Origin of the sequence: Pseudoflavonifractor phocaeensis (genome assembly GCF_038439875.1) — a bacterium.
GTDB lineage: Bacteria > Bacillota > Clostridia > Oscillospirales > Oscillospiraceae > Vermiculatibacterium.
This window is the reverse complement of sequence record NZ_JBCDMT010000006.1, coordinates 268,936-291,248: the sequence shown is the minus strand read 5'-3', so window position 1 is coordinate 291,248 and position 22,313 is coordinate 268,936. Positions and strand designations below refer to the sequence as shown.

The following is a 22,313-nucleotide window of genomic DNA, read 5'->3' as shown; positions in this document are numbered from 1 at the left end:
ATCGGCCCGCTTTTCTTGGCTCCCCCTCCGGGGGAGCTGTCAGCGAAGCTGACTGAGAGGGGGCCCCTTGTGTCAGCTCTTCGGACTGACTGAGAGGGCCCGTCCCCGCCCTTCGTCCTGACAGGCAGCGTCACCACTTCCCGTGTCCGCTCCACGTTTCGGCCCATGCTCACCGCCTGGGGCAGCGTATCTCCTTGCCTGGGCTTGCTCTGAACAGCATTGGGACGGGCATCAACGTTCTTCTTGTCATTGGCCTTAGCCGCCTCATTGGCCAGCCTCAGGCGTTCCGAAATATTAGTCATAAAAACCTCCAGATAGGGTGCTGCCGTCAATCCCGCCTGAGGATACACTTTCTTAATATCCGACTGCCGTCAACAACGCCTGCGCGTCCGCTTCACTGATGCGCCCGTTGGAAAGAGCGTCCCGTATGATGGCCACTTTATTTTCTTCCGTGAGCCCCGGGATCGTCCGCAGCTGGTTCAATATGGTGTTTCCCGCCGTGCTCAAGCTCTGTCCACTTTGGGTCCACGGCAGAAGATCCACCATGCCCGCGGCATTCATGACACCATTTGCGGCCACCTGGGGATTCCATGCCGGATTGACCGGTCCCGGAAGCGTGGCCAGCCCGGTGTCTCCCTGGGTTCCGGGCTTGGACCCCTCCGTCTCCTTGAACTGCTCATCATAGGGAATCCCATAATAATATTCAAAGGCCGACCTCACCCCCGGCGTCACCATGCCGCTTTCAATGGCGCTCATGACCTGCGCGGCGGTAAGGGTCGGCTTTTGCGTCCCGGAGCTTCCCCCACCACCGCTCCTGGCCCAGGAAAGGCCGCCGTTGGATAGCTGCATGTGCTCCCGCTTCCACGCCTCCTCCAGGGCGGCGATCTGTTCCGCCGTGTATCCGAACTGGGCAAAGAGGGAGTAATCCCCCGTCTGCTCCGCCTGATACTTGGCCAGGGACATCAGATTATCAAACCGCTGCTGGGCGGCGTCGGAGTCCATCTGCCCCTGGGTCACCTGCTTCTGCCAGTCGAACTGAGCGTTCTGGAAGTCCTGCTGGGCCTGCCACATCATCTGTTCCCGCATGGCCTCATCCGCCCGCACCTTCTCCTGGTAGAGCTGGTTGGCCAGCTGGTAGTCCCCGTTGGCCCGGGCCTGGGCGATGGCGTTGTTGTAGTCGCTCTCGGTCTGGCTCCTCTGAAGCTCCAAATCCGCCAGGGAAGAGGCCTCCTGGGTGCTCAGATTGGACAGGCTCCCCTGAAGGGCATTGTTCATGGCCAGCTGGGCCTGTCCCCCGGCCCCGGAGTTGAGCCCGTTGGCGGCGGCGTACTCGGCAAACTGCCGCTTTTGCAGCTCCGCCTGCCCCGCCGCCTGGTTCCGGGCGGCCTGATAGGTGGGGGCAATGGCCTGCTGGGTACGGTCCAGCCCCGCCAAATTTTTCTCGTAGGCCCCCCGCAGCTCCGCCAGCGCCGACTCCCGGGCCAACCGGTTCATCTCCTCGATGTACGCGGAGTAGTCGTTCACCGCCGGCTGCTGGTACTCCACCGTCGGGGTCTGGGGCTGGATGCGGCCCAGATAGGCATCCATCTCCTGCTGTTTGGCATCGTTGTAATATTGGTTGTATCCGGGGTTCTGCGCCGCATTTGTCTCGATCTTGGTCTTGCGGTTCTGCGCGATCTGGGCCAGCTCGTCATACCCCGCCCCCCGGGCCACGGCGGCGTCCCACGCCGCGCTCCAGTCCGTGTTTCCATAGTCGTCCTTCCCCGTGACGTAGGCGTTGTTCCCGCCCCCGCCGCCCACGGGAGTGGACACGCTCCCAACGGAGCTCCCGCCCCCCGTGGGGGTGGACACTCCGCCTCCCGCGGAAGAGGTCCCCTGCTTCGCCGCCTGGGCTCTCTGGTCCTGAATCCACCCCGTAGATCCAGGCTTAAAAATAGACGCCATATTCTCCCCCTCCTACTCTGTCTTTCCGGCGGCGTCGTCCACCTTGTCCTTGAGGGCGGCCACCGCCTTCTTCAGCCATGCCGGGATAGGCGCCCCCATGGCCCCGGCGTTCTCCACGATGCTCCCCGCCTCGGTCAGGAGGTACCACACCACCACCAGAGGGCAGAGGAACACAGTATACTCAAAAGGCAGGGCCAGACCCGGCAGGTTAGCTAGGAGCTGCCCCACCACCAAGTCCAGGATGCCGGAGATGGTCACGGCGGCCACACATCCCATCTTGTGCCACAATCCCTCTCGGGCCACAGAGGAGGACCATTCTCCGTTTTTCATCCCTGCCGCCATGCCCGTCAATACGTCGATGCCCATACAGGCCGCCCAGGCCACGATGAGCCACCCAAACCACCCCCACAGGGCCGTCAGAGCCGCCAGGGCGGCGGTAATTGCCGCCTTGATCCCGTTGATATGCTCCATCACTTTCATGTTCTCCTTTCCAAAAGAGACCCGGCCAGCACAGCTATCCGGCCTACGCTAAGAATGAGCCACCGGCTCATTCTTTTAACGCTGCGGTGTCCAGCAGACCCGCCCGGTCCATCCAAACCAACGCCTGAAGGTTGGCTTCCCATACCCCCACGGCTCCGGTACCATCCATTTTGATGATACCGTTACGGATAGCCTTCGTAGCCGCCTCCCGCGCCCACTGGGGCATCTCCGCCACGTACTGGTACAACTTCATACCGTCCTCACTTTCCGGCTCTGTGAGCCTCCTCCTAAATGCCTCCCACGCCACCGGGTCATTGACGTAGGGCGCCGGGCAGATCTTCCCGGTCACGTCGTAGTGCCTCAGAACATGGTTCACGTCGATGCCATAGCGGGCCATGATATCCCGTGCCAGCTCCACCGTGGCATCCACAGTCTCGTCGTCAAAATACCATGTCCCGTCCGCCCTCTGGCGGCAGCACATCTCGATGCTGATGGAGTTGGCGTTGCGGCACTCCGGATGCCTGTACTTGCCGTCGGTTCGCCCGCAGTGGGAGGCCACGCAGTCCTCGGCCACGCTGGCCCAGACCTCAGCCTCGGGACCGTGGTCCACGAAGTAGTGGGCGGACGACCCAATCCCAGGCGTGGTTCCGTAATAGTAGGCGTTTTGCTCCGCGTCCCCCAGCGCCCCCACGTAGTGGATCACCAGATATTTGACCCTCTGGCTCCGCCCACCCTGGTAGTTGCGCGGGTGGCACGGCCAGGCCCTATGTATCTCCACATCCTTACCTCTGGTACTTTTCGCCGGTGATCGTCTCGTATTCCCCGGCGGTGATTTTCCCCTTCCCCACGGCGTTGCCCACCATGGCCTCAGTCCACAGCCCCTTGTCGAAATACTTCTTGATGGTCTCAAAATCCAACATGATTTACGCGCTCCTTTCATCGTAGGGGCCGGCGTCCCCGACGGCCCGCGTCTCTCGTTCCTGTAGGGGCGGCTATCAGCCGCCCGCCGTCCTCACATCACGTCGAGCATCATGCCCATGTAGTCCAGCTTGGCCTCCAACGCCTGGATATCATCGGTGGAGGCAGGACCGGAGGGGGCATCCTCATACTCCCAGTAGAACCCCTTCTCCGGGGTGTAGTAGGGCAGCGCCGTCTTGCCGGGCCGCTTCTCCGGCTCGGTAATCTGGTCCTCCTCCAGGAGCACCCCCATTTGGTTCAGCTCCGCCTCGGTCTTGCCCAGCCCGTTCACCGGGTCAAAGGGCATATTGTGGATCAGCATGACCCGCCCGTTGTCCACCTGAATGAATTTCTTGCTCATAATTGTTTTCCTCCTACTTTTAATAGATTTTATAGACCTGCTTAATTTTACGAACGGTTTTATCGCTGCTCCCGCTGTACACGTTCCCGGAGGCGTCCACCGCCACGGCGTTGAAATAGGTCGTATACCCCGTAAAGCTCCAGACCTGCGAGCCGCCGCTGTTGAGCTTGCGGACGGTGTTGTCTGTGCTTCCGCTGTAGATGTTCCCGCTGGCGTCTACAGCAATTCCGCGGACAGTGTTCGTATGCCCCGTGAAACTCCATATCTGCGTCCCACTGCTGTTGAGCTTGCGGACGGTCTTGTCGTAGCCTCCGCTGTACACGTTCCCGGAGGCGTCCACCGCAACGGCGTTGACCCAGCTCGTATGCCCCATGAAACTCCAGACCTGGGCCCCACTGCTGTTCAGCTTTCGGACTGTTTTGTCCTTGCTCCCGCTGTACACGTTGCCGGAGGCGTCGCTGTCGACGCCATAGACAGCGTCCGTATGCCCCGTGAAGCTCCATACCTGGGTGCCGCTACTGTTGATTTTGCGGACGGTTTTGTCGCTGCTCCCGCTGTACACGTTGCCGCTGGAGTCTACTGCAACGGCGTTGACCCAGCTCGTATGCCCCGTAAAGCTCCAGACCTGCGTGCCGCCGCTGTTGAGCTTGCGGACGGTGTTGTCTGTGCTCCCGCTATAGACATTGCCGCTGGCGTCTACTGCGACGGCCTGAACAAAGTCCGTATGCCCCGTAAAGCTCCACACTTGAGCGCCACTGCTATTGATTTTGCGGACGGTTTTGTCGCTGCTCCCGCTGTACACGTTGCCGGCGGTGTCTACCGCAACGTCACTACCAGCTTCCGTATGCCCCGTGAAGCTCCACCTCTCCCAAGGCGGGTCCCCGCTGTCCTCCATTCGATACACCGTCAGCGGAGAGGGAAGAGTCTCGTTCTTCCGGGCCGTCAGCACGGCGACAGGCTGAGCAATTTTGCGCACGGTTCTGTCTTGGCTCCCACTGTACACGTTGCCGCTAGAATCTACCGCGACGGAGAGGACAACGTCCGTATGCCCCGTGAAGCTCCACACTTGCGTACCACTGCTGTTTATCTTGCGGACGGTCTTGTCGTAGCCCCCGCTGTAGACGTTGCCGGAGGCGTCCACCGCAACGGCGGTGACCCAGTTCGTATGCCCCGTGAAACTCCAGACCTGTGCCCCGCTGCTGTTCAGCTTTCGGACTGTTTTGTCCTGGCTCCCGCTATATACGTTGCCAGAGGCGTCTACAGCGACGGCTTCGACGGGGCCCGTATGCCCCGTGAAGCTCCAAATCTGAGTGCCGCTGCTGTTCAGCTTGCGCACGGTTCTGTCGCCGCTCCCACTGTACACGTTGCCGGAGGCGTCTACGGCGACAGCTTTGACATAGCTCGTATGCCCCGTGAAGCTCCACACTTGCGTACCACTGCTGTTTATCTTGCGGACGGTCTTGTCTTCTCCCCCGCTGTAGACGTTGCCGGAGGCGTCCACCGCAACGGCGGTGACCCAGTCCGTATGCCCCGTGAAGCTCCAAATCTGAGTGCCGCTGCTGTTCAGCTTGCGGACGGTGTTGTCTGTGCTTCCGCTGTAGATGTTCCCGCTGGCGTCCACGGCGACGGCTCTGACATCTTGCGTATGCCCCGTGAAGCTCCAAATCTGAGTGCCGCTGCTGTTCAGCTTGCGCACGGTTCTGTCGCCGCTCCCGCTGTAGACGTTTCCGCTGGCGTCTACTGCGACGGCTCTGACAGGGTTCGTATACCCCTCAAACCTCCACATCTCCTCCAGCTCCGACACCTTGACCCCGCCGCCCCCGCTGGGAAACATGCTCATAATCGCCATGTCGTCCTCACAAACTCCATTCCGCTCCACCCGTCCAAGGCCGGGTATCCGCTCCGTTTCGTTGCTCGTCCTCTCCCCACCGAACCCGCTCCGCTGGGCTTCGGCGAGAGCCCCAAGTTTTCCTCCTCATCCCAGTAGCGTCACAATGGCAGGAAGGTTGACCGTCGGTTTCTCCCCGTCCGCCGTCACAATCAAACTCCCATCGGTCTGCCCTGTGATGGAGATCATAGCGTCCCGCGCCGCCGCCCGTTGCTCCGCCGTGGCGCTCTGGGCGAGACCAATGGAGCCGTTTTTATCGGCGCTGAGACCACTCACGCTTACCGTCTGGGTAAACGGCCCGCTCCCGCTCCACCCCGCGGCGGTGAGGGTGACGTTCACCGATTGAGACAGGAAGGCGACTTCCCCAAACGTCCACACACTATTTTCGCGAATCCTATACAGGATGCCGCCGGAAAGAAAGACCATCTGCAGAATCTGCCCATGTAGATTGTCATACACGTACAGCGGCGTTCCAATCTGCAGCGTTGACCCTATATCCGACACACCGGGCGATCCATTGTCCAGAATGCTTCCCAGAACATAGTAGGTCCCCACCTGGGTCAGTGTGTCCAAGTCGATCGGATGCTCCGCCGTCCCAACCAGCTTCTTGAGTGGGAGGTCGGAAACCAGCTCCGCGGCGCTCTGGTCGGCGTAGGCGAACACGTCCCGGGCTTTCCCGGTGGGGTCGTACACCGCCGCCGTCATATCCCCGGCCCCCTGCCCGTCCGCGCCCTTGGCGGCGATGAGCCGCCAATACGCCCTGTCCGTGGGTGGGTGCCCGGTGGTGGCCGCCGTACACAGGTAGGACGAGCCGTTGAAGGCCGTCTTGTTCCCCGGCGTGTAGGCCCTGGCTGGGTCGTAGTCGTCCCATAGGTTCCGGGCCTCCTCCGCCTCCTCCCGTCCGGCTTCGGCGCTCCGGCGGCCCTCCTCGGCGGTCACACGGCCCTCCTCGGCGGTCTTTCGCGCGGCCTCCTCCAGCCCCCGGCCGGTCTCGGCGGCCACTCTCGCCTCCTCCGCGGCGTCCCGTTCCTCTTCGGCCACCGCCCGGGCGGTTTCGGCAGAGCCCCGGACCTCCTCGGCGGCTATCCGCAACCGCTCCGCCCCGGCCCTGTCCGTCTCCGCCGTCACCTGTCTGCCCTCTTCCGCCGCTCTGGCGGTCTCGGCGGCGGCTCTCTCTGTCTCCGCCGACACACGGGCGGCCTCCGCGGTCGCCCGGGCCTCTTCCGCCCGGGCCCGCAGATCTTCCGCCGCCACTCTGGCGGCCTCGGCGTTGACCCTGGCTGTCTCGGCCTGGACCCGGACCTCCTCGCTCCCGGCCCGGCCGCTCTCCGCCAGCGCCCGCAGCCGTTCCGCCGCCCCTCTGGCCTCCTCCGCCTGGACCCGGGCCTCCTCCGCGGCGGAGCGCAGCGTCTCCGCCCGGACCCGGGCCTCTTCCGCACTCACCCGTCCGGCCTCGGCCGCCTCCCGGTCCTCCTCCTGGGCCTGCCGCTGCCGCTCGGCGGCCTCCCGCTGGTCGTGCTCGGCCACGGTGTCGCTGACGGCGGGCAGCAGGGTATCGTTGACATACCCCTTGATGAGATTCCCCGCCTCGTCGAACTTGGCCTTCAGCTCGGCGGGAGACAGCCCGCCCACGTCGTTGGGCTCGTCGTCCAGCTTTTGGATCACGTCCAAATCGGTGTCCAGCCCCGGAATGACCAAGGTCTGAACAATATTCAAATCCTTCTCAAAGCGTTCGATTGCCACACTTCCGCCTCCTCACTTTACATTCCCCGTATACCTCACCTGCACGTCCACGCTCAAAATGGTGGCGGTGGCCGACGCCGACTTGGAATACAGAATCAGCTTATAAAAGGTAGCCTTCTTCACCTTCAGCTTGGCCCGGATCACCTGGGGCTTCCGGTTGGTCCCGAAGCTCCAGTGGGCGAAGCTGGCATGAGTAAAGTTGGAAAGCCCCGAGGCGATGACCTTCACGGGGTAATCCGACTTGATGTTGGACTGGGCCGTCATGTACAGCACCGCCTGGGTCTCCGGCTTGATGCCCACCCACACCAGGGAGGAATACTTGCGCATCCACTCCCGCTCAAAGGCCATAGACCCGGACTCCCAGTAGGCGTCGATGGGCTCCAGATCGTCGTTTCGATACCGCCGGGAGAACTCCATCAGCCGCCCGTCCGGGGTGCCGAAGTACAGCCCGTCCCCCACCTTTTCCAAACACGTCATCGGCACGTTGGTGTAGTAATACCAGGCGTCGCAGCCGTAGTTGTGGACGATGGCCCGGTCGGCGCACACCACGTAATACTCCTGCTCGGCCTCGTCGTCGAAGGTTACCGCCTGCTCCAGGGCGAAGGCCGCCAGTGTGGCGGTCACCGGGTCGGACAGCCGCTTGGCGTTGCGCTCGTCCCGGGTGGAGCCGATGGCCAGGGCCCACTCGTAGCAGGCCGAGCCGAACAGGGTCCTTGGATTGTTCTTCACCAGCCGCACCTGCCCAGGAGCCGAGCAGCCGATCTCCCGGTTCAGCGCCGAGGCGTAGAAGGCCGCCGTGGCCGAGCCGTCGGCCAGGGTCAGGGTGCCGTACTGGGCGGAATAGGCGCTGTCCGGCTTGAACACCAGCAATCGGTCATAGTGCCGGATCATCCCGGTGATGGGGGTGTTGGCGGAGTCCACCGCCATGGTGTTGAGGTCCGGGAAATACTCCGCCGTGGCCTGCCCCGTCTCATCCAGCCCGGAGTAGACCGCCTCGTTGGTGCCGTCCCCGTAGAGGAACACCCGGGAGTCGGAGGCGCCGTTGAAGAGCTCGGAAAACCGCATCCCAGTGACCTTTCCCCGGTCTCCCTCCCCCTTCCTCCAGGTGATGGTGACGGTGTTGGTCCCCTTGGCGGGGGCGGAGGCAAAGCTCACCTTTCCCGCCCCCTTGTCCACGGTGTAGGAAACGCCCGTCCCCTCCACCTTCACGATCTCGTCGATGCCCGTCTCCACCAGCATGAAGTCCTTGGCCGTCCCGTCGGGGGAGAACTGCTGGCGGCGCAGGCCGGTAAGTTTGTTCACCTGCTCCAGCAGGGTGCCGCCGCCGGAGGGCACCGTGGCAGTGGCCACGATGGGCACGTACCCCTCCACCACCTTCACCTGCCCCGTTCCGTCCCAGCAGTAATACTCCTCCCCGGTGAGCAGATACACTTTTTTGGCGAAGCCGAAGAAGGAGGTGGGGGCGTCAGCAATCTCTCCCAAGTCGGTCTTGCTCCACCCGGCAGGGTCCACGGACCACAGATGCCCTCCGCAGGCCGCCAGCAGTCTGATCTGACCGTCCACGTATCCCCGCCACAGCCCCCGCACCGGCTGGCCCTGGGCAAGGACACATACCGGGGCGTACCCCGGCCGGATCTGCAAATGCCGCTCCCGGGTCACCCGGAAGTTGCGCATCTGGGCGGCCTCACCGTTTTTCAACCCGGTGTCCCCATCGGGGGACTCATTGAGCCCCAGCCACTTGTCAATCTGAAACACGCTCTTCCCAGCCCCGCCGCCGATCTCAGCCACCGCGTCCTCACAAACTCCTTTCCGCTCCACCCGGCCAAGGCCGGGTATCCGCTCCAATCCGTTGTTCGTCCTTTCCCCAACGAAACCTTCGGTTTCGCCGGGGACCCCTTTTCTACCGCTCTTTTAGCCTTCCCCTCGGGGGAAGGTGCCCCAGTTCGCAAACTGGGGCGGATGAGGGGAACCTATCCCCATTTCGCAAACTCCCCGAACTCGATCCCCCCATAGGGCAAATCGATCTCCTCCCCGCCGGAGGGGATGCCCCTGGCCAGCTGCGCCAGCTTTTCCTCATACCGCTGGTTAAAGTAGGACGCCTTCTCGTCGTCCTCTCCCAGCAGCAAATGGGCGGCCAGCCCATAGGGCAGCACCCCCTGACAGATGCCGTCGTCCAGCCCAATGGGATCGTCGAACCCCATGATGATGTCGCACACGGGCCGTTTCCCCGGCGTCTCCACCACGTAGGTGTCCGAGTAGGGGTAGCACTCCACCCGCAAAATGTTGAGGATGGGCACCGTCCGGTTCTTGTACTCCTTGGTATCGGCGGTGTCCGCCTTTCCGGTGGACTCGTTCACCTCATCCATCAGGTGCATCGCCATCTCAAACACCGTCTGCGCATTTGTCACGTCCTCGTCGCCCCTTCCAATTACACATCTCCGGCCCATGTAGGGGCGGATAATATCCGCCCGCCGCTCCTATCCACACGTCCCCGGGCGGCACAGCTGTCCGGCCACCGCTAAAAACGCGCCACTGGCGCGTTTTCTTAACGCTATGGCTCCTTTTCCATTCTGGTGGGAAAGCCAGGGTCACGCCCCCGTCTCTCCCATAGGGCCCCGGACGGTCTCCCATCCGGGGCATATTTCTCTCGTAAGCCTTCCCCTCGGGGGACACCCCAGGGTGGCCTCTCTTGCCCCTACGGGGCAATTCACCTCCAGGTGTCAGCGGCTTCGCCGCTGACGGATGAGGGGAACCTTCCCAGCTCAGTACGCCTTCTCGCTCACAACGGAGGCGTATTCCCCGTCCTTCCGGGCGAAGGCCCGCACCTTCTTGCCCGTGGGTACGTCGAAGGGGGCGGCGTACACCTTGGCGCTGGCGGAATACCGGGGGTCGCTGCCGTCGTCGGTGTAGCGAATCACCGCCCCGGTGGTGGTGGAGGCCAGCGTCACCTTGGAATTGGCCTCGGTAAAGGTGGGGGCCGCAGCCACCTTCCCGGCCACGGCCGCCACGTAGAGGCCGTTCGCCTTGGCCCCCAGCACAAAGGCGTCGTGGTAGAACCGCCCCTCCATCAGGTTGCCGGAGATGCCGGGAGGGTCGGTGTGGATATTGGCCTCGTTGAGCTTCACCGGGTCCACCGTGCAGCCCTTGTACTTGACCATGAAGTAGACGTTCTCGGGGAAGTAGCTGTCGGGCACCCGCTTCACGGTCATGCCGTCGATCTCCCCCATCTCCCCCTTGGTCAGCACCTTGGCTCCCAGCTTGTCCACCCCAAGAAACTGGTCGGAGAGGGCCAGCAGCTTGTAGTAGGTGTTGGGCAGGAACAGCGTCCGCCCGGCGCCGGGCACCATGAGGTTGTCCATGTCGCACCCGGCGTCGAACACCGCGTCCACGATGGTGTTCTTGGCGGGGGCGGCGGACAGGCCCTTGACGATCCCGGCGTTGGCCGCCCACTCCCGGAAGCGGTACTTGTCCACGTAGGGGACCATCACCTGCTCGGTCTCCCGGCGCATGGCCCGGGCGGCCCCCTTCAGATTCATCTGGTCGGACTGATTGCCCTTGTCGATGGTCATGGCGAAGGACTTGTCATCCCGCATGGTCAGCTCCTGGACGGTGTCCCCCAGCTCCACGGGCTCGCCGTAGCGGTTGGACCCGCTGCGCCTGTAGTCGTTGAGGGGTACGGTGTCCACGCTCATGACCTTGATGGACCGCACACCGGAAAAGCTGTACCCCTTGCCAGTGGCGGAATCGGTGAGCGACTCCTTCTTGAAGGTCTCCGCCACCTTGGGGGCGAAGGCCTGCGCGTAATTAATGTTACCCATACTTTAATCTCCCTTTCTGTGGGCTCATTCGCCCACCTCATCCCAGAGGTCTCCCAGCGTCTTTCCCGCCTTCTCCCCCTGGGTGCTCATGCTGCCCGGCGTCCGGGCGGCGTTTTCCCTGTTCTGCCGCTGGGCGGCCAACTGAAGCTGAAGCTGCTGGTTCTGGTACATGGTGTAGGCGGTGACTAAGCTCTCCCCGGCGGCCACCTTGGCCCATACCTCCCGGGGGACGTCCTCCCCCTTCACGCCGGGAAAGGCCTCCAGGAAGGCCGTCATGTCCTTCTTCCTGGCCTCCTGCCGCTCCCTGGCCTGCTGGAGGATGGCCTCCTGCCGCCGCTGGGCCTCGGTCTCGGCCCTGGTCTGGGCCTCCATCCGCGCCTGCCGCTTCTCCAGCTCCACCTGGGCCCGGGCGGTGGGCTCGTTGACCCCCTGGGCCACAAGTTCCTGCCGGCGGCAGTAGTCGATGTACTCCTCCACCGTCATGGCGTTCTTCTCGGCGTAGCCCTTCACCAGGGCCAGCGCCGGGTCGGCCTCCTGCCGGTATTGGCGCAGCTCATCCCGCTCGGTGCGGATGCGGTCATAGTCCAGCCCCTTCTGGGCCAGGGAGACCACCTCCTCCTTCCCCACCTGCCGCACCTCGTCCAGGTGCTTCAGGGTGAAGGTCTCCGCCCCGGGCTCCGCCGCCTTCTCCGGCTGCTCCGGCTGGGCGGGCGTCTCCCCGCTGGGGGTCTCCGCCCCATTCTCCTCCGGCTGGGCCAACTTGGCCTCTCCATTCTCTCCAGCCTCGCCAAGGTCCTCCCCCGTGGTCTCGGGTTCGGTCTCCTCCCAGGCTCCGCCAATCTGCTGGTCCAAGCTCTCGCTGTTCTCTTCCATTTCAAATCCCTCCTGTGCCTATGGTCGGGCACTCTATTCACAAAGGGCTGGTCCGCCCCATTGTGTCCTCAACTCTTCATCAGCTTCAATCCTTCGGCCCCTACGGTATTGAGCTTTCTCTGGAGCTCTCCGTACCCGCTGCCGCCGGACACCTGGTCGGGCAGGCCCGGATCGGCCACGTTCCCGCCGCCGACTCCCGGCCCCATCCCGGTCATGGCGGCCTGCCTGTCCTTCAAGGTCTCGATCAGCTCCTGCTGATTGGAGATATACCCGCTGGGCACCCGCTCCAGGTAGTCGATAACGGAGATCTTCCCCTGGGTCAACAGATTGTCCAAGGTATTCATCTGGGCGATCTCCGACCAGTAGGCCGACCCGCCCACGTCCAGCTTCAGGCTCAAAGGCACAGAATCCAGCACGGAAAAATCGAATAGCGCCGGTCCTCGTCGGGGCGATGGCCCAGGCCAGCCTCTCTTGGCCCCTTGGGCCAATTCACCTTCAATCCGCTCCGCTCCATTTCCCGCCAAACCGGAAAACTGCGCTGCGCTCCTTTGCCCCTCCTCCCAAAACCGAACCCGCTCCGCTGGGCTTCGGTTTTGCATGTAGGGGCGGATATCATCCGCCCGCACGCCTTGCTGAACTGTGAGGTCACCCGCCGGAGAGCGGGCCTCCCCCTCCATCTCTACGTACCTCTGCCCGTAGTACACCCGCATCAGATCCAGCCACACGTTCCCCAAATCCTCGATGGCCTGGAACAAATTCTGCTTCGTCAGCTCCATGGGCACCGAGGAAGCCTTCTGCAGGGCGATGATGGCGGAGGTGTTGTCCGGCCTGGTGTCCCCCAAGGCGGCGTCGGTGGCCCCCATGAACTCCTTGGTCAGGTCGATGGCCAGGGAGATGAACTGCCCCACCTGGGGGGAGATGGCGGGCGGGTCGATGGTCTTGGCCACCGTCCCCACGTCCCCGCCGTTCACCCCGATGGCCTGTCCCACGGCGGCGGACCACTTGGCCACCCGGGTCTTGTCGTAGACCACCTTGGGGTAGGCCGTGGTCATCAGGGAGATCATGGTCATGGCGAACATCTTGTTGACAAAGACCTGATTGGGGATGAGCCCCGTGACGGCGGCCTGTCCGTGGCAGCACCCCGGCACGTAGTCCCAGCTCATCCACACGATGGGATACCGCTTCTGCCCCGTGTCCCAGGCTTTGCGCACGATGCCGTCCTTCACCGACTTCTGGCACCAGATGGTGCCCTCCTCCCCCCGCCACAGCCGGGTGAGGGTGGTCACCTTCCCGTCGGTGAGGGCGTCGAACCGGTCGTCGGCCTCGTCGGCGTCGGGCCGGACCCCGTCCGGCTCCCCGCCCATCTCCTTGGCCTGCCGCCGGACCTCCTCCACCAGCTCCCGCCGGGTCACCAGGATGTAGGGCTGGCCCTGGGGGTCCCGGGCGTTGGGATTGCCGAAGATGACCCGGGTGTTCTCCAACAGCTCGGTGCGGATGGCCCCCCGGGCCTCCTGGCCGGTCTCCACCTCCGGGTCAAACCAGCTATACAGGCACCCGTCCCCGTCCACGGCGGCGTTCCTCATAAAGTCCCGGGTGAGCTTGCCTACCTTGTTCTGCTCGAAAAGGGCCTCGAACTGGGCGTTCACCACGGCGCAAAGCCGCTCCACCTCCCCGGCGCCGTAGAGCCCGGTGGAGGAGAGGGGGGAGGCCGACATCTTGATGTTGTCGGTGGCGGTGGAGGCCACCAGAAAGAGGATGATGCGCTTGATGAAGTTGAACACCGGCGTGGGCAGGCCGTTGGACTGCACCCCCTCCCACTGCTTGCCGATGAAAAAGTCCTCGTTGCGCTTCACCGTGTCGTAGAGGTTGATTTGGTTTTTGAAGGCGATCCCCTTCTCAAACTCGGCCCACACAGCTTGGGCCGTCGGCGCTTCCCGCCTCATTCACCCTCCCCCTTCCGAAAGGGGTCAAAGTCCATCAGATGGTCCAGCCCTTCCCGCATCCGCTTCTCCGCCTCCTCGGCCTTCCGCCGCTCCTCCTCCGGCTCCTCCGCCGCCCCGGCGCTCCCGGCGGCCCTCCGCTCTTTCCAAACCGTCCCCGCCAGCGCCAACGCCAATGCGGCCCCCGCCACCCCCAGCGCCACGGCGGCCAGCGCCACAGCCAAAATCACCATATCTCTCTCCTTCCAAAACCGCCCTCTAAGCCTTCCCTGCCTCCGCACGGGCGGACCTATGTGTCCGCCCGCCTCCCCAAGCCTTCCCCTCGGGGGAAGGTGCCCCCGGAGGGGGCGGATGAGGGGAACCTCCCGCTCCCCTCCCACGCCTCCGCCCTGGGCCCCCCTCATGCCAACAAATAACTCTCGTCAACCTCTCCCCCGCACATGGCCTCCTCATACCCCATCCGCTCCCCCGGCTCGTCCTCCTCCCGCTCCTGGGCCCGGATGGCCCCAAGGGTGCGGAACTGGACAAAATACCGGGCGGCGTCGCAGATATGGGTGATGTCGTGGGGCTCGGTGGAACAGTCCGAGGGGTTCTTCTCGCTGTGCTGGAGGGCGGGCAGGTTCCGAATGAGGCAGGGGCAGTCCTCGCTCACCAGTAGCATGGGCCGCCCATCCGACCCCGGCTTCAAATACTCTTTCAGGGTCAGCCACCCCTGCACCCGGCTGTTGCTTGCCCTCACAAGCCCAACCCCGTTCTGGGTGAACACCTCCGCCATGGTCCGCCCCGTGTCCTTCTGGGTGGACCACAAATCCGGCGGGGCGATGGTGTACTGCACCCGCTCCTCCGGCAGGGTCAGGCTCCGGGCCAGCTCCGCCGCCTGGGAGACGATGAGCCCCGGCTGCTGGACCTCCCGGTAGACCCAGGCCCGCCCCGAGAAGTCCACGGCGATCCACAGACAGGCGAACATATCCAAGCCGTAGTCGATGGCCCGGTAGCGGGGCCACTCCTGGGGCACCACAAAGGGCTTCACCACGTGGCTGGCCCTGGTGAACTCGGGGAAGAACTGCCCCGCCATGGCGTCCCAGTCGCCGTAGCGGTGAGCCGCCCGGATGTCGTCCGGCAGCAGGTCCAGCATTTGGATGTAGTCGGGGCTGGAGGCCATCAGCACCGTGTTGTCCTCCACGGTGGCGGGGATAAACGTGTAGTCCCCCGGCGTCTCCTCCGGCTTGAAGTCCCGCTCGATGAACAGCCGCTTCACCCACAAATGCCCCACCCCGCCGGGGTTACAGGTGAGGTAGAACCGCTTGGGGATCTTGTTCACCCCCCGGAGGGTGGCGGCCAGGGTACGGAACTCCCACTCGGTGAAGTGGGTGGCCTCGTCCATGAAAATCCAGTCGTACTCCTGCCCCTGGTACTCGGTGATGGCGTTGGGGCTCTGGAGGTGGCCGAACTTGATGACGGAGCCGTTGGTAAAAAACAAGGTCCGCATGGTGGCGTTGTAGGTGAACAGCCTATCCCCCGCGGGCTTGCCCTCCACCCGGGCGGTGTTCAAAAACTCCACCAGAGGGGAGATGAGGGTGGCCTCCAGCTCCGGGTAGGTCCGCCGGAGCATCAAAATCTTGATCCCGGCGTAGTTGAGGGCCCCGGCGGCGGCCTTGGCCCGCACCGCCCAGCTCTTCCCCCCGCCCCGGGCCCCGCCGTAGGCGGTATACCGGCTCCTGGAGGAGAGGAACTTCTTCTGTTTGGCGTTGGGCGCCCCAAAGTCCAGCTCGATGACACCCTTGACCCCCTGCTTCGGTCTCCCTCTCCCAGCCATCGTCCTCACAACCTCCATATTCCTCGCCCCGGCTTAAAGGCCAGGGCTCACTCATTCCGGTGTTCGTCCTCTCCCCAGAAAGCCGTTTCACAGCTTCCCGGGGACCCCATTTTTCCGCCCGTTCAAGGGCTTGTTTTTACGCCCCACGCCTGAATAGATACGTTCTTTCCGCCTGCTTGCAAAATGGATGTCTTTTTCTCTCTTTTTTGAAATTTTGGTGGCTGTGCAGAAACAGGGCTATACCCGTTTTTCCGCCACCCCCTCTTTTTCCGGTGCCCCCTGGGGGGTGGGGGTGGGGGCTTACCCCCTCCCAAATAGGCCTCTCATGCCTTCGTCAACCTGCCCAAGCCCGCGCCCCCGTTTTGCCTTTTGTTCACCAAGGCAGGCTCAAGAACCTCAAACTCATTGCGCCCCAGTCTATTGGCCAATTACACCGAAGTAAACAAAATGGGTATTATGCTTACTTCCCGTAATTGCCTCCGCTCTCTCCACCAAAGGAGATATTGACGTTTACCGTTCTGTCCCAGTCGTTTGCGGGTTTATCGGCATACCCTCCATAGCACGGCTGTTTCAAAAGGAAGATATTCATGGAATCTTTCCCCTGCTCCAGCTCGTCCTGGATCCGATCCATCGCCCTTTTTAAAGGCCTCGCAAGCTCCCTGTAATTGCCCTCTCCCCCCTCATACCGAAGAAGGGTATCCTCCGAGATATTCAGCGCCAACCGAATCCCCGGCCGGGTGGGCCGTCTCCCTTCCTCCCGACACTTGTCCATGTATTCACTGAGCTTCGCCTCCAACTCCTCCGGTGTGAAAAGGTGCTCACTCTTCCCCTTCCCCCGACCGCCGGTACCTCTGCTACCCATGTCTCCACCTCCTCCATACGAGTAAAATAAAACCGCCGGGAACTCTCCCAGCGGTCACACAAACTTGTCTGTATATAGGTACGAGGGGAAACATCGATTTTTAACCCGTCAAAACGACGATTTTTTCCAACAAAATGTATAACAAAAGCCGGGACACGCTGCCCCGCAGCGCTCCCGACTGTCAAAAATGATTTTTCACAAATCGAGCGCATATCCAAACACCGCCTCAATTTGCTATAATAAATCTACCTATGCCACATCAAAAGAAAAACGGAGCGATTGCCATGGAGCCGGAAACACATCAACTCAACTTTTCCACCCCCAAGGAACCCTACATCAATTTGACGATCAATGAAAAATCCTACACGATTTCCTCTCGTCTTTCTCTGGAAGAGGAAGAGCTCTATTTTTTGACCCTGGAAACGGACGGCCCAAAGTACGCCATTGCCGCAATCATCTGTGAAAAACTCAAAAACGAGCCCTCCCCTCCCAGCCTGGAGGACCTCTGTCAGGAGCGCTCCGCACCCGCGATCGCGGCGTATATCACGGCGGTCACGGAAAGCCAGGAAAAGCTGCTCCCCTTCTATCAAGCAACCGATGAAGCCCTGCCCCCTGAAGAGCGCTTTCAATCCGCGTATTCTCAATATGTTGATCAGATAATGAAAGAATTTTCCGCCGCAATCGCTAAGGCTAAAAAGCAACTAGAAGACACGGCCTCAAATATGACACGCGCCCTCGCACAGATGTCAGAGTCTCTCTCTCCCTTGTTTACAGCCTTCCAAGAAAACTTGATAGACATCCTGGCCAAGATCACTGTCCCAACCTATACAGACGCGGATAAGCGGCGTCTCATGAACCACTACATCCAATGGGGCGCCCTTGGCTGGACCACAATCCCCATCGCCCCCTACCGCCTCTTCCGCGACGGCCCCAGCCATTTTGACGACCCCCACAAAGCCCTCCTGGCCTATTGCACCCCATCCGCCATGGAATCGCTCTTTCAATCTCTGCGGAACCAAAGGATGAACCACCAAGACCTGAACTCGGCTATTTTCAACTACCAGCAGAAGCATTACAAGGCCTGCGCCATGCTGCTGTTCAGCCTGATCGACGCAAAACTGATCCGAGACCAGCCCAAACAATCCAACCGCCTTGTAGGCGCCCGGGCGGTAAAAAAGTGGAAAGAGAAAATAGGTATTCAGACCGAGCAATTTCTCTTCACCAACCTGTCCTATCTCAATCTCACCGCCTGTCTGGACGCCCTCTTCGCCAAAAGTGATAATTTCCAGCAGGAGCCCGCCACAATCAACCGGAACTTTCTCGCACACGGAATGAACACCCGCCCCGTCCGCAAACGGGACTGTATCCAACTCTTCCTGGCGCTTCACAACCTGCTGTCCTTCTATGAAACCATATAGCAAAAGTCCCCCAGAGCCGCTATAAACCTGTCTCGTATATTATTCAAAGAAAATGAGTTGTAAAGCAAATTACCTTTTCCAGCACCTTTCCCAGCAGCAAACCTCCAAATATGCCCCATAAATCCCTTAGTAAAACTGCATACTGGATATAAAAAAAGTCCTTGAACTCACTGCAAACACAGTGTTTTCAAGGACTTTTCCCATGGTACGCCCGGAGGGACTCGAACCCCCAACATTCAGAACCGGAATCTGACGCTCTATCCAATTGAACTACGGACGCATCTCAAACGTGCTTGATTATTATAGCAAAGCAGGTTCGATTTGTAAAGGGGCTGTCCGAAATTTTTTAAAGAAAAAGAGAGACGGCGGCATCTTTTTGATGCCGCCGTCTCCTATTCTTCTCTTATTCCGTCACGAAATCTTCGGCGCCGGCCAGAGATTCCGCCATAGAAACGCTCACGTTGGAAAGGGCGGGCCCTTCCTCGTCGGTACCCACCACGGAATCCACCACCTTGTCGTACTTGCGGTACTGGTCAAGGCCGGAACCGGCGGGAATGAGCTTACCGATGATGACGTTCTCCTTCAGGCCCAGCAGGTGGTCCACCTTGCCCTTGATGGCCGCTTCCGTGAGGACCTTGGTGGTCTCCTGGAAGGAGGCGGCGGACAGGAAGGAATCGGTGGCCAGAGAGGCCTTGGTGATGCCCAGCAGCAGACGGGTGGCGGCGGGCAGGACCAGGTCGGTGCCGTCCTCCCGCTTCTCCCCCGCGTCGATGCGGGCCTGGACCGCCTTCTTGGCATCCAGGAACTCCACCAGCTCCACGGTGGAGCCGCTGAGGAGGTCGGAGTCGCCGGACTCCTCCACCCGGACCTTGCGCATCATCTGGCGGGCGATGACCTCGATATGCTTGTCGTTGATATCCACGCCCTGCTGGCGGTAAGGCTTCTGGACTTCCTGGATCAGGTAGTTGTACACCTCGTGGATGCCCCGGACCCGCAGCACGTCCTGGGGATAGAGTGCGCCGTCGGTGAGGGCCAGGCCCTTCTCCACCACGTCGCCGGTCTTCACCCGGATGCCCGCAGAATGGGGCAGGGCGTAGGTGACGGTCTCCCCGTCGTCGGCCACGATGGTGACGTTGTACATGCTACCGCCCTTCTTGGCCTCCTCCACGGTGACCTTGCCGCTGATCTCAGCCAGCTGGGCCATCTTCTTGGGACGGCGGGACTCGAAGAGCTCCTCGACACGGGGAAGACCCTGGGTGATATCGCCGCCGGCCACGCCGCCGGTGTGGAAGGTGCGCATGGTCAGCTGGGTGCCCGGCTCGCCGATGGACTGGGCCGCGATGATGCCCACGGTCTCGCCCGCCCCCACCGGCTCGCCGATGGCCAGGTTGACGCCGTAGCACTTGGTACACACGCCGCTGCGGGACTCACAGGTCAGCACAGAGCGGATCATCACCTCATGGATGCCATGGTCCTCCAGCAGCCTGGCGGTGTCCACCGTCATCATGGTGTCGTGGCTCACCAGTAGCTCGCCGGTCTTGGGATCCACCACGTCCTCCACGGGGTAGCGGCCCTTGAGCCGCTCGCCGAAGGTCTCGATGACCTGGCCGTTCTCGCTGATCTCACTGACCAGGATGCCGTCGTGGGTGCCGCAGTCGTGCTCCCGGATGATGACCTCCTGGGCCACGTCGACGAGGCGGCGGGTCAGGTAGCCGGAGTCGGCGGTACGAAGGGCGGTATCGGCCAGGCCCTTCCGGGCGCCTCTGGCGGAGATGAAGTACTCCAGGACGGACAGGCCCTCACGGAAGTTGGCCTTGATGGGGATCTCGATGGTACGGCCGGCGGTATCGGCCATCAGGCCGCGCATACCGGCCAGCTGGCGGATCTGGGCGATGGAGCCACGGGCGCCGGAGTCCGCCATCATCCAGATGGGGTTGTAGCGGTCCAGTCCCTCCATCAGGGAGTCGGCCACCTCTTTGGTGGTCTTTTCCCAGGCCTGCACCACCAGGCGGTAGCGCTCGTCGTTGGTGATGAAGCCCCGCTTGTACTGGCGCTCGATCTTCACGATCTCCTGCTCGGTCTCGGCGATCTTCTCCGGCTTGGAGGGGGGCACCGTCATATCGTAGATGGAGACGGTGAGGGAGCCCTGGGTAGAGTAGTGATAGCCCTTGGCCTTGATGGTGTCCAGCACCCCGGCGGAGATGGTGAAGCCGTGCTTGTTGATGCACTTATCAATGATCTTCCCCAGCTGCTTCTTGCCGACGATGAAGTTGATCTCCGGCTCAAAGGCGGCCTCAGGATCGTTACGGTCCACAAAGCCAAGATCCTGGGGAATGCCCTCGTTGAAGATCAGGCGGCCCACGGTGGTGCGCACCAGCTTGTGGCGCTCCACCCCGTCAACGGTGACGTAGCGGCGGACCATGATGGGCTCGTGGAGGTCCAGCTCGCCCTCGTCATAGGCCAGGCGGGCCTCCTCGTCGCTGGAAAAGGCGTGGAGGATCTCCCGGGGCAGCTCTCCCTCGGGGGTCTGGGCGGCCACGCCGGCGCAGGTGGGGATGTCGTCGGGCTGGCCGGGGTTCTTCACCCAGATATAGCTGTCCTCGGTGAGCTCGCCGCTCTTGAGGGCGGCCCGAACCGCGTCGCAGTCGGCGTAGGTCTCCCCTTCCGCGTGCTCGGGGTAGCGCTCATAGGTCAGGTAGTAGGAGCCCAGCACCATGTCCTGGGTGGGCACGGTGACAGGGCCGCCGTCCTGAGGCCGCAGCAGGTTGTTGGCCGAGAGCATGAGCACCCGGGCCTCGGTCTGGGCCTCGGCGGACAGGGGCACGTGGACGGCCATCTGGTCGCCGTCGAAGTCGGCGTTGAAGGCGGTACACACCAGGGGGTGGAGCTTGATGGCACGGCCCTCCACCAGCACCGGCTCGAAGGCCTGGATGCCCAGGCGGTGGAGGGTAGGCGCCCGGTTGAGCATGACGGGGTGGTCCTTGATGACGAACTCCAGGGCGTCCCACACCTTGGGGTTGCCCTTATCCACCATCTTCTTGGCGGACTTGATGTTGTTGGCGGTGCCATCCTCCACCAGCTTCTTCATGACGAAGGGCCGGAAGAGCTCGATGGCCATCTCCTTGGGCAGGCCGCACTGGTAGATCTTCATCTCGGGGCCCACCACGATGACGGAACGGCCGGAGTAGTCCACACGCTTGCCCAGGAGGTTCTGACGGAACCGGCCCTGCTTGCCCTTGAGCATGTCGGACAGGGACTTCAGCGCCCGGTTGTTGGCGCCGGTGACGGCCCGGCCCCGGCGGCCGTTGTCGATGAGGGCGTCCACCGCCTCCTGGAGCATCCGCTTCTCGTTGCGGACAATGATGTCGGGGGCGTTGAGCTGGATCAGCCGCTTCAGGCGGTTATTCCGGTTGATGACCCGGCGGTAGAGGTCGTTGAGGTCGGAGGTGGCGAACCGGCCGCCGTCCAGCTGGACCATGGGCCGCAGCTCGGGGGGGATGACGGGCAGCACGTCGATGACCATCCACTCGGGCTTGTTGCCGGAGACACGGAAGGCGTCTACCACTTCCAGACGCTTGACGATGCGGGCCTTCTTCTGGCCGGAGGCGTCCTTCAGCTCGGCACGGAGGGAGACGGACATCTCCTCCAGGTCAAGCTGCTGGAGCAGCTTCTTCACGGCCTCGGCGCCCATGCCGGCCTCGAAATCGTCCTCGTACTTCTCCCGCATGTCCCGGTATTCCTTCTCGGAGAGGATCTGGTTCTTGGCCAGGGGGGTGAAGCCGGGATCGGTGACGATATAGGAGGCAAAGTAAAGCACCTTTTCCAGGATGCGGGGACTAATGTCCAGCAGCAGGCCCATCCGGGAGGGGATGCCCTTGAAATACCAGATGTGGGACACGGGGGCGGCCAGGGCGATGTGGCCCATGCGCTCCCGGCGGACCTTGGCCCGGGTGACCTCCACGCCGCAGCGGTCACAGACTTTGCCCTTGTAGCGGATCTTCTTATATTTGCCGCAGTGGCACTCCCAATCCTTGGTGGGCCCAAAGATCTTCTCGCAGAACAGACCGTCCCGCTCCGGCTTGAGGGTGCGGTAGTTGATGGTCTCCGGCTTTTTCACTTCACCGTGGGACCACTCCAAAATCTGCTCCGGGGAGGCAATGCCGATGCGGATGGCGTCAAATTCAGCGTAACTCATATTGTCGTCCTCCCTCTC

Annotated in this window: 17 protein-coding genes and 1 tRNA gene; 1 reads left to right on the top strand and 17 read right to left on the bottom strand. The window is 62.4% G+C overall.

The features are described from left to right. Window positions 1-354 precede the first annotated feature (354 nt). The 15 genes from AAEU42_RS13150 to AAEU42_RS13080 all read right to left on the bottom strand — a co-directional run bounded on the left by AAEU42_RS13150 (window position 355) and on the right by AAEU42_RS13080 (window position 16,682). Entirely contained in the window at window positions 355-1,944 is a 1,590-nt protein-coding gene (locus AAEU42_RS13150) for a hypothetical protein (RefSeq protein WP_342234022.1), read from the bottom strand. A 12-nt stretch (window positions 1,945-1,956) separates the two neighbouring features. Continuing rightward, complete coding sequence (locus AAEU42_RS13145; protein WP_342234021.1) at window positions 1,957-2,424, bottom strand: phage holin family protein; 468 nt, start codon at window positions 2,422-2,424, stop codon at window positions 1,957-1,959. A gap of 67 nt (window positions 2,425-2,491) precedes the next feature. Further along, window positions 2,492-3,202 (bottom strand): peptidoglycan recognition protein family protein, encoded by a 711-nt coding sequence (locus AAEU42_RS13140; RefSeq protein ID WP_342234020.1) that lies wholly within the window; start codon window positions 3,200-3,202, stop codon window positions 2,492-2,494. A gap of 4 nt (window positions 3,203-3,206) precedes the next feature. Further along, the gene (locus AAEU42_RS13135) at window positions 3,207-3,344 is read right to left on the bottom strand and encodes an XkdX family protein (protein WP_342234019.1); all 138 of its coding nucleotides are present in this window, start codon (window positions 3,342-3,344) and stop codon (window positions 3,207-3,209) included. A 92-nt stretch (window positions 3,345-3,436) separates the two neighbouring features. Next, window positions 3,437-3,742, bottom strand: coding sequence for a hypothetical protein (locus AAEU42_RS13130; protein ID WP_342234018.1), 306 nt, complete (start codon window positions 3,740-3,742; stop codon window positions 3,437-3,439). A gap of 19 nt (window positions 3,743-3,761) precedes the next feature. After that, complete coding sequence (locus tag AAEU42_RS13125) at window positions 3,762-5,591, bottom strand: WD40 repeat domain-containing protein (protein ID WP_342234017.1); 1,830 nt, start codon at window positions 5,589-5,591, stop codon at window positions 3,762-3,764. 126 nt (window positions 5,592-5,717) lie between these two features. After that, complete coding sequence (locus AAEU42_RS13120) at window positions 5,718-7,373, bottom strand: hypothetical protein (RefSeq protein ID WP_342234016.1); 1,656 nt, start codon at window positions 7,371-7,373, stop codon at window positions 5,718-5,720. 12 nt (window positions 7,374-7,385) lie between these two features. Continuing rightward, window positions 7,386-9,218, bottom strand: a complete 1,833-nt coding sequence (locus AAEU42_RS13115) for a hypothetical protein (protein WP_342234015.1) — start codon at window positions 9,216-9,218, stop codon at window positions 7,386-7,388. A 125-nt stretch (window positions 9,219-9,343) separates the two neighbouring features. Beyond that, the gene (locus AAEU42_RS13110) at window positions 9,344-9,781 is read right to left on the bottom strand and encodes a hypothetical protein (RefSeq protein ID WP_342234014.1); all 438 of its coding nucleotides are present in this window, start codon (window positions 9,779-9,781) and stop codon (window positions 9,344-9,346) included. A 354-nt stretch (window positions 9,782-10,135) separates the two neighbouring features. Beyond that, entirely contained in the window at window positions 10,136-11,191 is a 1,056-nt protein-coding gene (locus AAEU42_RS13105) for a chitobiase/beta-hexosaminidase C-terminal domain-containing protein (protein WP_342234013.1), read from the bottom strand. 24 nt (window positions 11,192-11,215) lie between these two features. After that, window positions 11,216-12,064 (bottom strand): hypothetical protein, encoded by an 849-nt coding sequence (locus AAEU42_RS13100; protein ID WP_342234012.1) that lies wholly within the window; start codon window positions 12,062-12,064, stop codon window positions 11,216-11,218. Between the two features lie 68 nt (window positions 12,065-12,132). Further along, on the bottom strand, window positions 12,133-14,007 hold the full coding sequence (locus AAEU42_RS13095; protein WP_342234011.1) for a portal protein: 1,875 nt from the start codon (window positions 14,005-14,007) through the stop codon (window positions 12,133-12,135). After that, on the bottom strand, window positions 14,004-14,237 hold the full coding sequence (locus AAEU42_RS13090; RefSeq protein ID WP_342234010.1) for a hypothetical protein: 234 nt from the start codon (window positions 14,235-14,237) through the stop codon (window positions 14,004-14,006). Before AAEU42_RS13090 ends, AAEU42_RS13095 begins: the two co-directional genes overlap by 4 nt. Window positions 14,238-14,404: 167 nt before the next feature. Further along, on the bottom strand, window positions 14,405-15,820 hold the full coding sequence (locus tag AAEU42_RS13085; protein WP_342234009.1) for a phage terminase large subunit: 1,416 nt from the start codon (window positions 15,818-15,820) through the stop codon (window positions 14,405-14,407). Between the two features lie 460 nt (window positions 15,821-16,280). Then, complete coding sequence (locus AAEU42_RS13080) at window positions 16,281-16,682, bottom strand: terminase small subunit (RefSeq protein WP_342234008.1); 402 nt, start codon at window positions 16,680-16,682, stop codon at window positions 16,281-16,283. 284 nt (window positions 16,683-16,966) lie between these two features. Between AAEU42_RS13080 and AAEU42_RS13075 the strand changes: the two genes are divergently transcribed. Next, window positions 16,967-18,100 (top strand): hypothetical protein, encoded by a 1,134-nt coding sequence (locus AAEU42_RS13075; RefSeq protein ID WP_342234007.1) that lies wholly within the window; start codon window positions 16,967-16,969, stop codon window positions 18,098-18,100. A 203-nt stretch (window positions 18,101-18,303) separates the two neighbouring features. Here the strand turns inward: AAEU42_RS13075 and AAEU42_RS13070 are convergent. Both AAEU42_RS13070 and rpoC read right to left on the bottom strand, forming a co-directional pair. Further along, window positions 18,304-18,380: transfer RNA gene (locus AAEU42_RS13070), tRNA-Arg, on the bottom strand. Window positions 18,381-18,503: 123 nt separating this feature from the next. After that, window positions 18,504-22,295, bottom strand: a complete 3,792-nt coding sequence (rpoC, locus tag AAEU42_RS13065; RefSeq protein WP_342234006.1) for a DNA-directed RNA polymerase subunit beta' — start codon at window positions 22,293-22,295, stop codon at window positions 18,504-18,506. Between the last annotated feature and the right edge of the window lie 18 nt (window positions 22,296-22,313).

Excerpts from the sequence above, each read along its gene's own strand:
- AAEU42_RS13125 (WP_342234017.1), bottom strand. The coding sequence starts at position 5,591 with ATGGCGATTATGAGCATGTTTCCCAGCGGGGGCGGCGGGGTCAAGGTG.
- AAEU42_RS13080 (WP_342234008.1), bottom strand. The coding sequence starts at position 16,682 with ATGGGTAGCAGAGGTACCGGCGGTCGGGGGAAGGGGAAGAGTGAGCAC.
- AAEU42_RS13075 (WP_342234007.1), top strand. The coding sequence starts at position 16,967 with ATGGAGCCGGAAACACATCAACTCAACTTTTCCACCCCCAAGGAACCC.
- AAEU42_RS13095 (WP_342234011.1), bottom strand. The coding sequence starts at position 14,007 with ATGAGGCGGGAAGCGCCGACGGCCCAAGCTGTGTGGGCCGAGTTTGAG.
- AAEU42_RS13090 (WP_342234010.1), bottom strand. The coding sequence starts at position 14,237 with ATGGTGATTTTGGCTGTGGCGCTGGCCGCCGTGGCGCTGGGGGTGGCG.
- rpoC (WP_342234006.1), bottom strand. The coding sequence starts at position 22,295 with ATGAGTTACGCTGAATTTGACGCCATCCGCATCGGCATTGCCTCCCCG.
- AAEU42_RS13130 (WP_342234018.1), bottom strand. The coding sequence starts at position 3,742 with ATGAGCAAGAAATTCATTCAGGTGGACAACGGGCGGGTCATGCTGATC.
- AAEU42_RS13145 (WP_342234021.1), bottom strand. The coding sequence starts at position 2,424 with ATGAAAGTGATGGAGCATATCAACGGGATCAAGGCGGCAATTACCGCC.
- AAEU42_RS13105 (WP_342234013.1), bottom strand. The coding sequence starts at position 11,191 with ATGGGTAACATTAATTACGCGCAGGCCTTCGCCCCCAAGGTGGCGGAG.
- AAEU42_RS13085 (WP_342234009.1), bottom strand. The coding sequence starts at position 15,820 with ATGGCTGGGAGAGGGAGACCGAAGCAGGGGGTCAAGGGTGTCATCGAG.
- AAEU42_RS13135 (WP_342234019.1), bottom strand. The coding sequence starts at position 3,344 with ATGTTGGATTTTGAGACCATCAAGAAGTATTTCGACAAGGGGCTGTGG.
- AAEU42_RS13150 (WP_342234022.1), bottom strand. The coding sequence starts at position 1,944 with ATGGCGTCTATTTTTAAGCCTGGATCTACGGGGTGGATTCAGGACCAG.
- AAEU42_RS13100 (WP_342234012.1), bottom strand. The coding sequence starts at position 12,064 with ATGGAAGAGAACAGCGAGAGCTTGGACCAGCAGATTGGCGGAGCCTGG.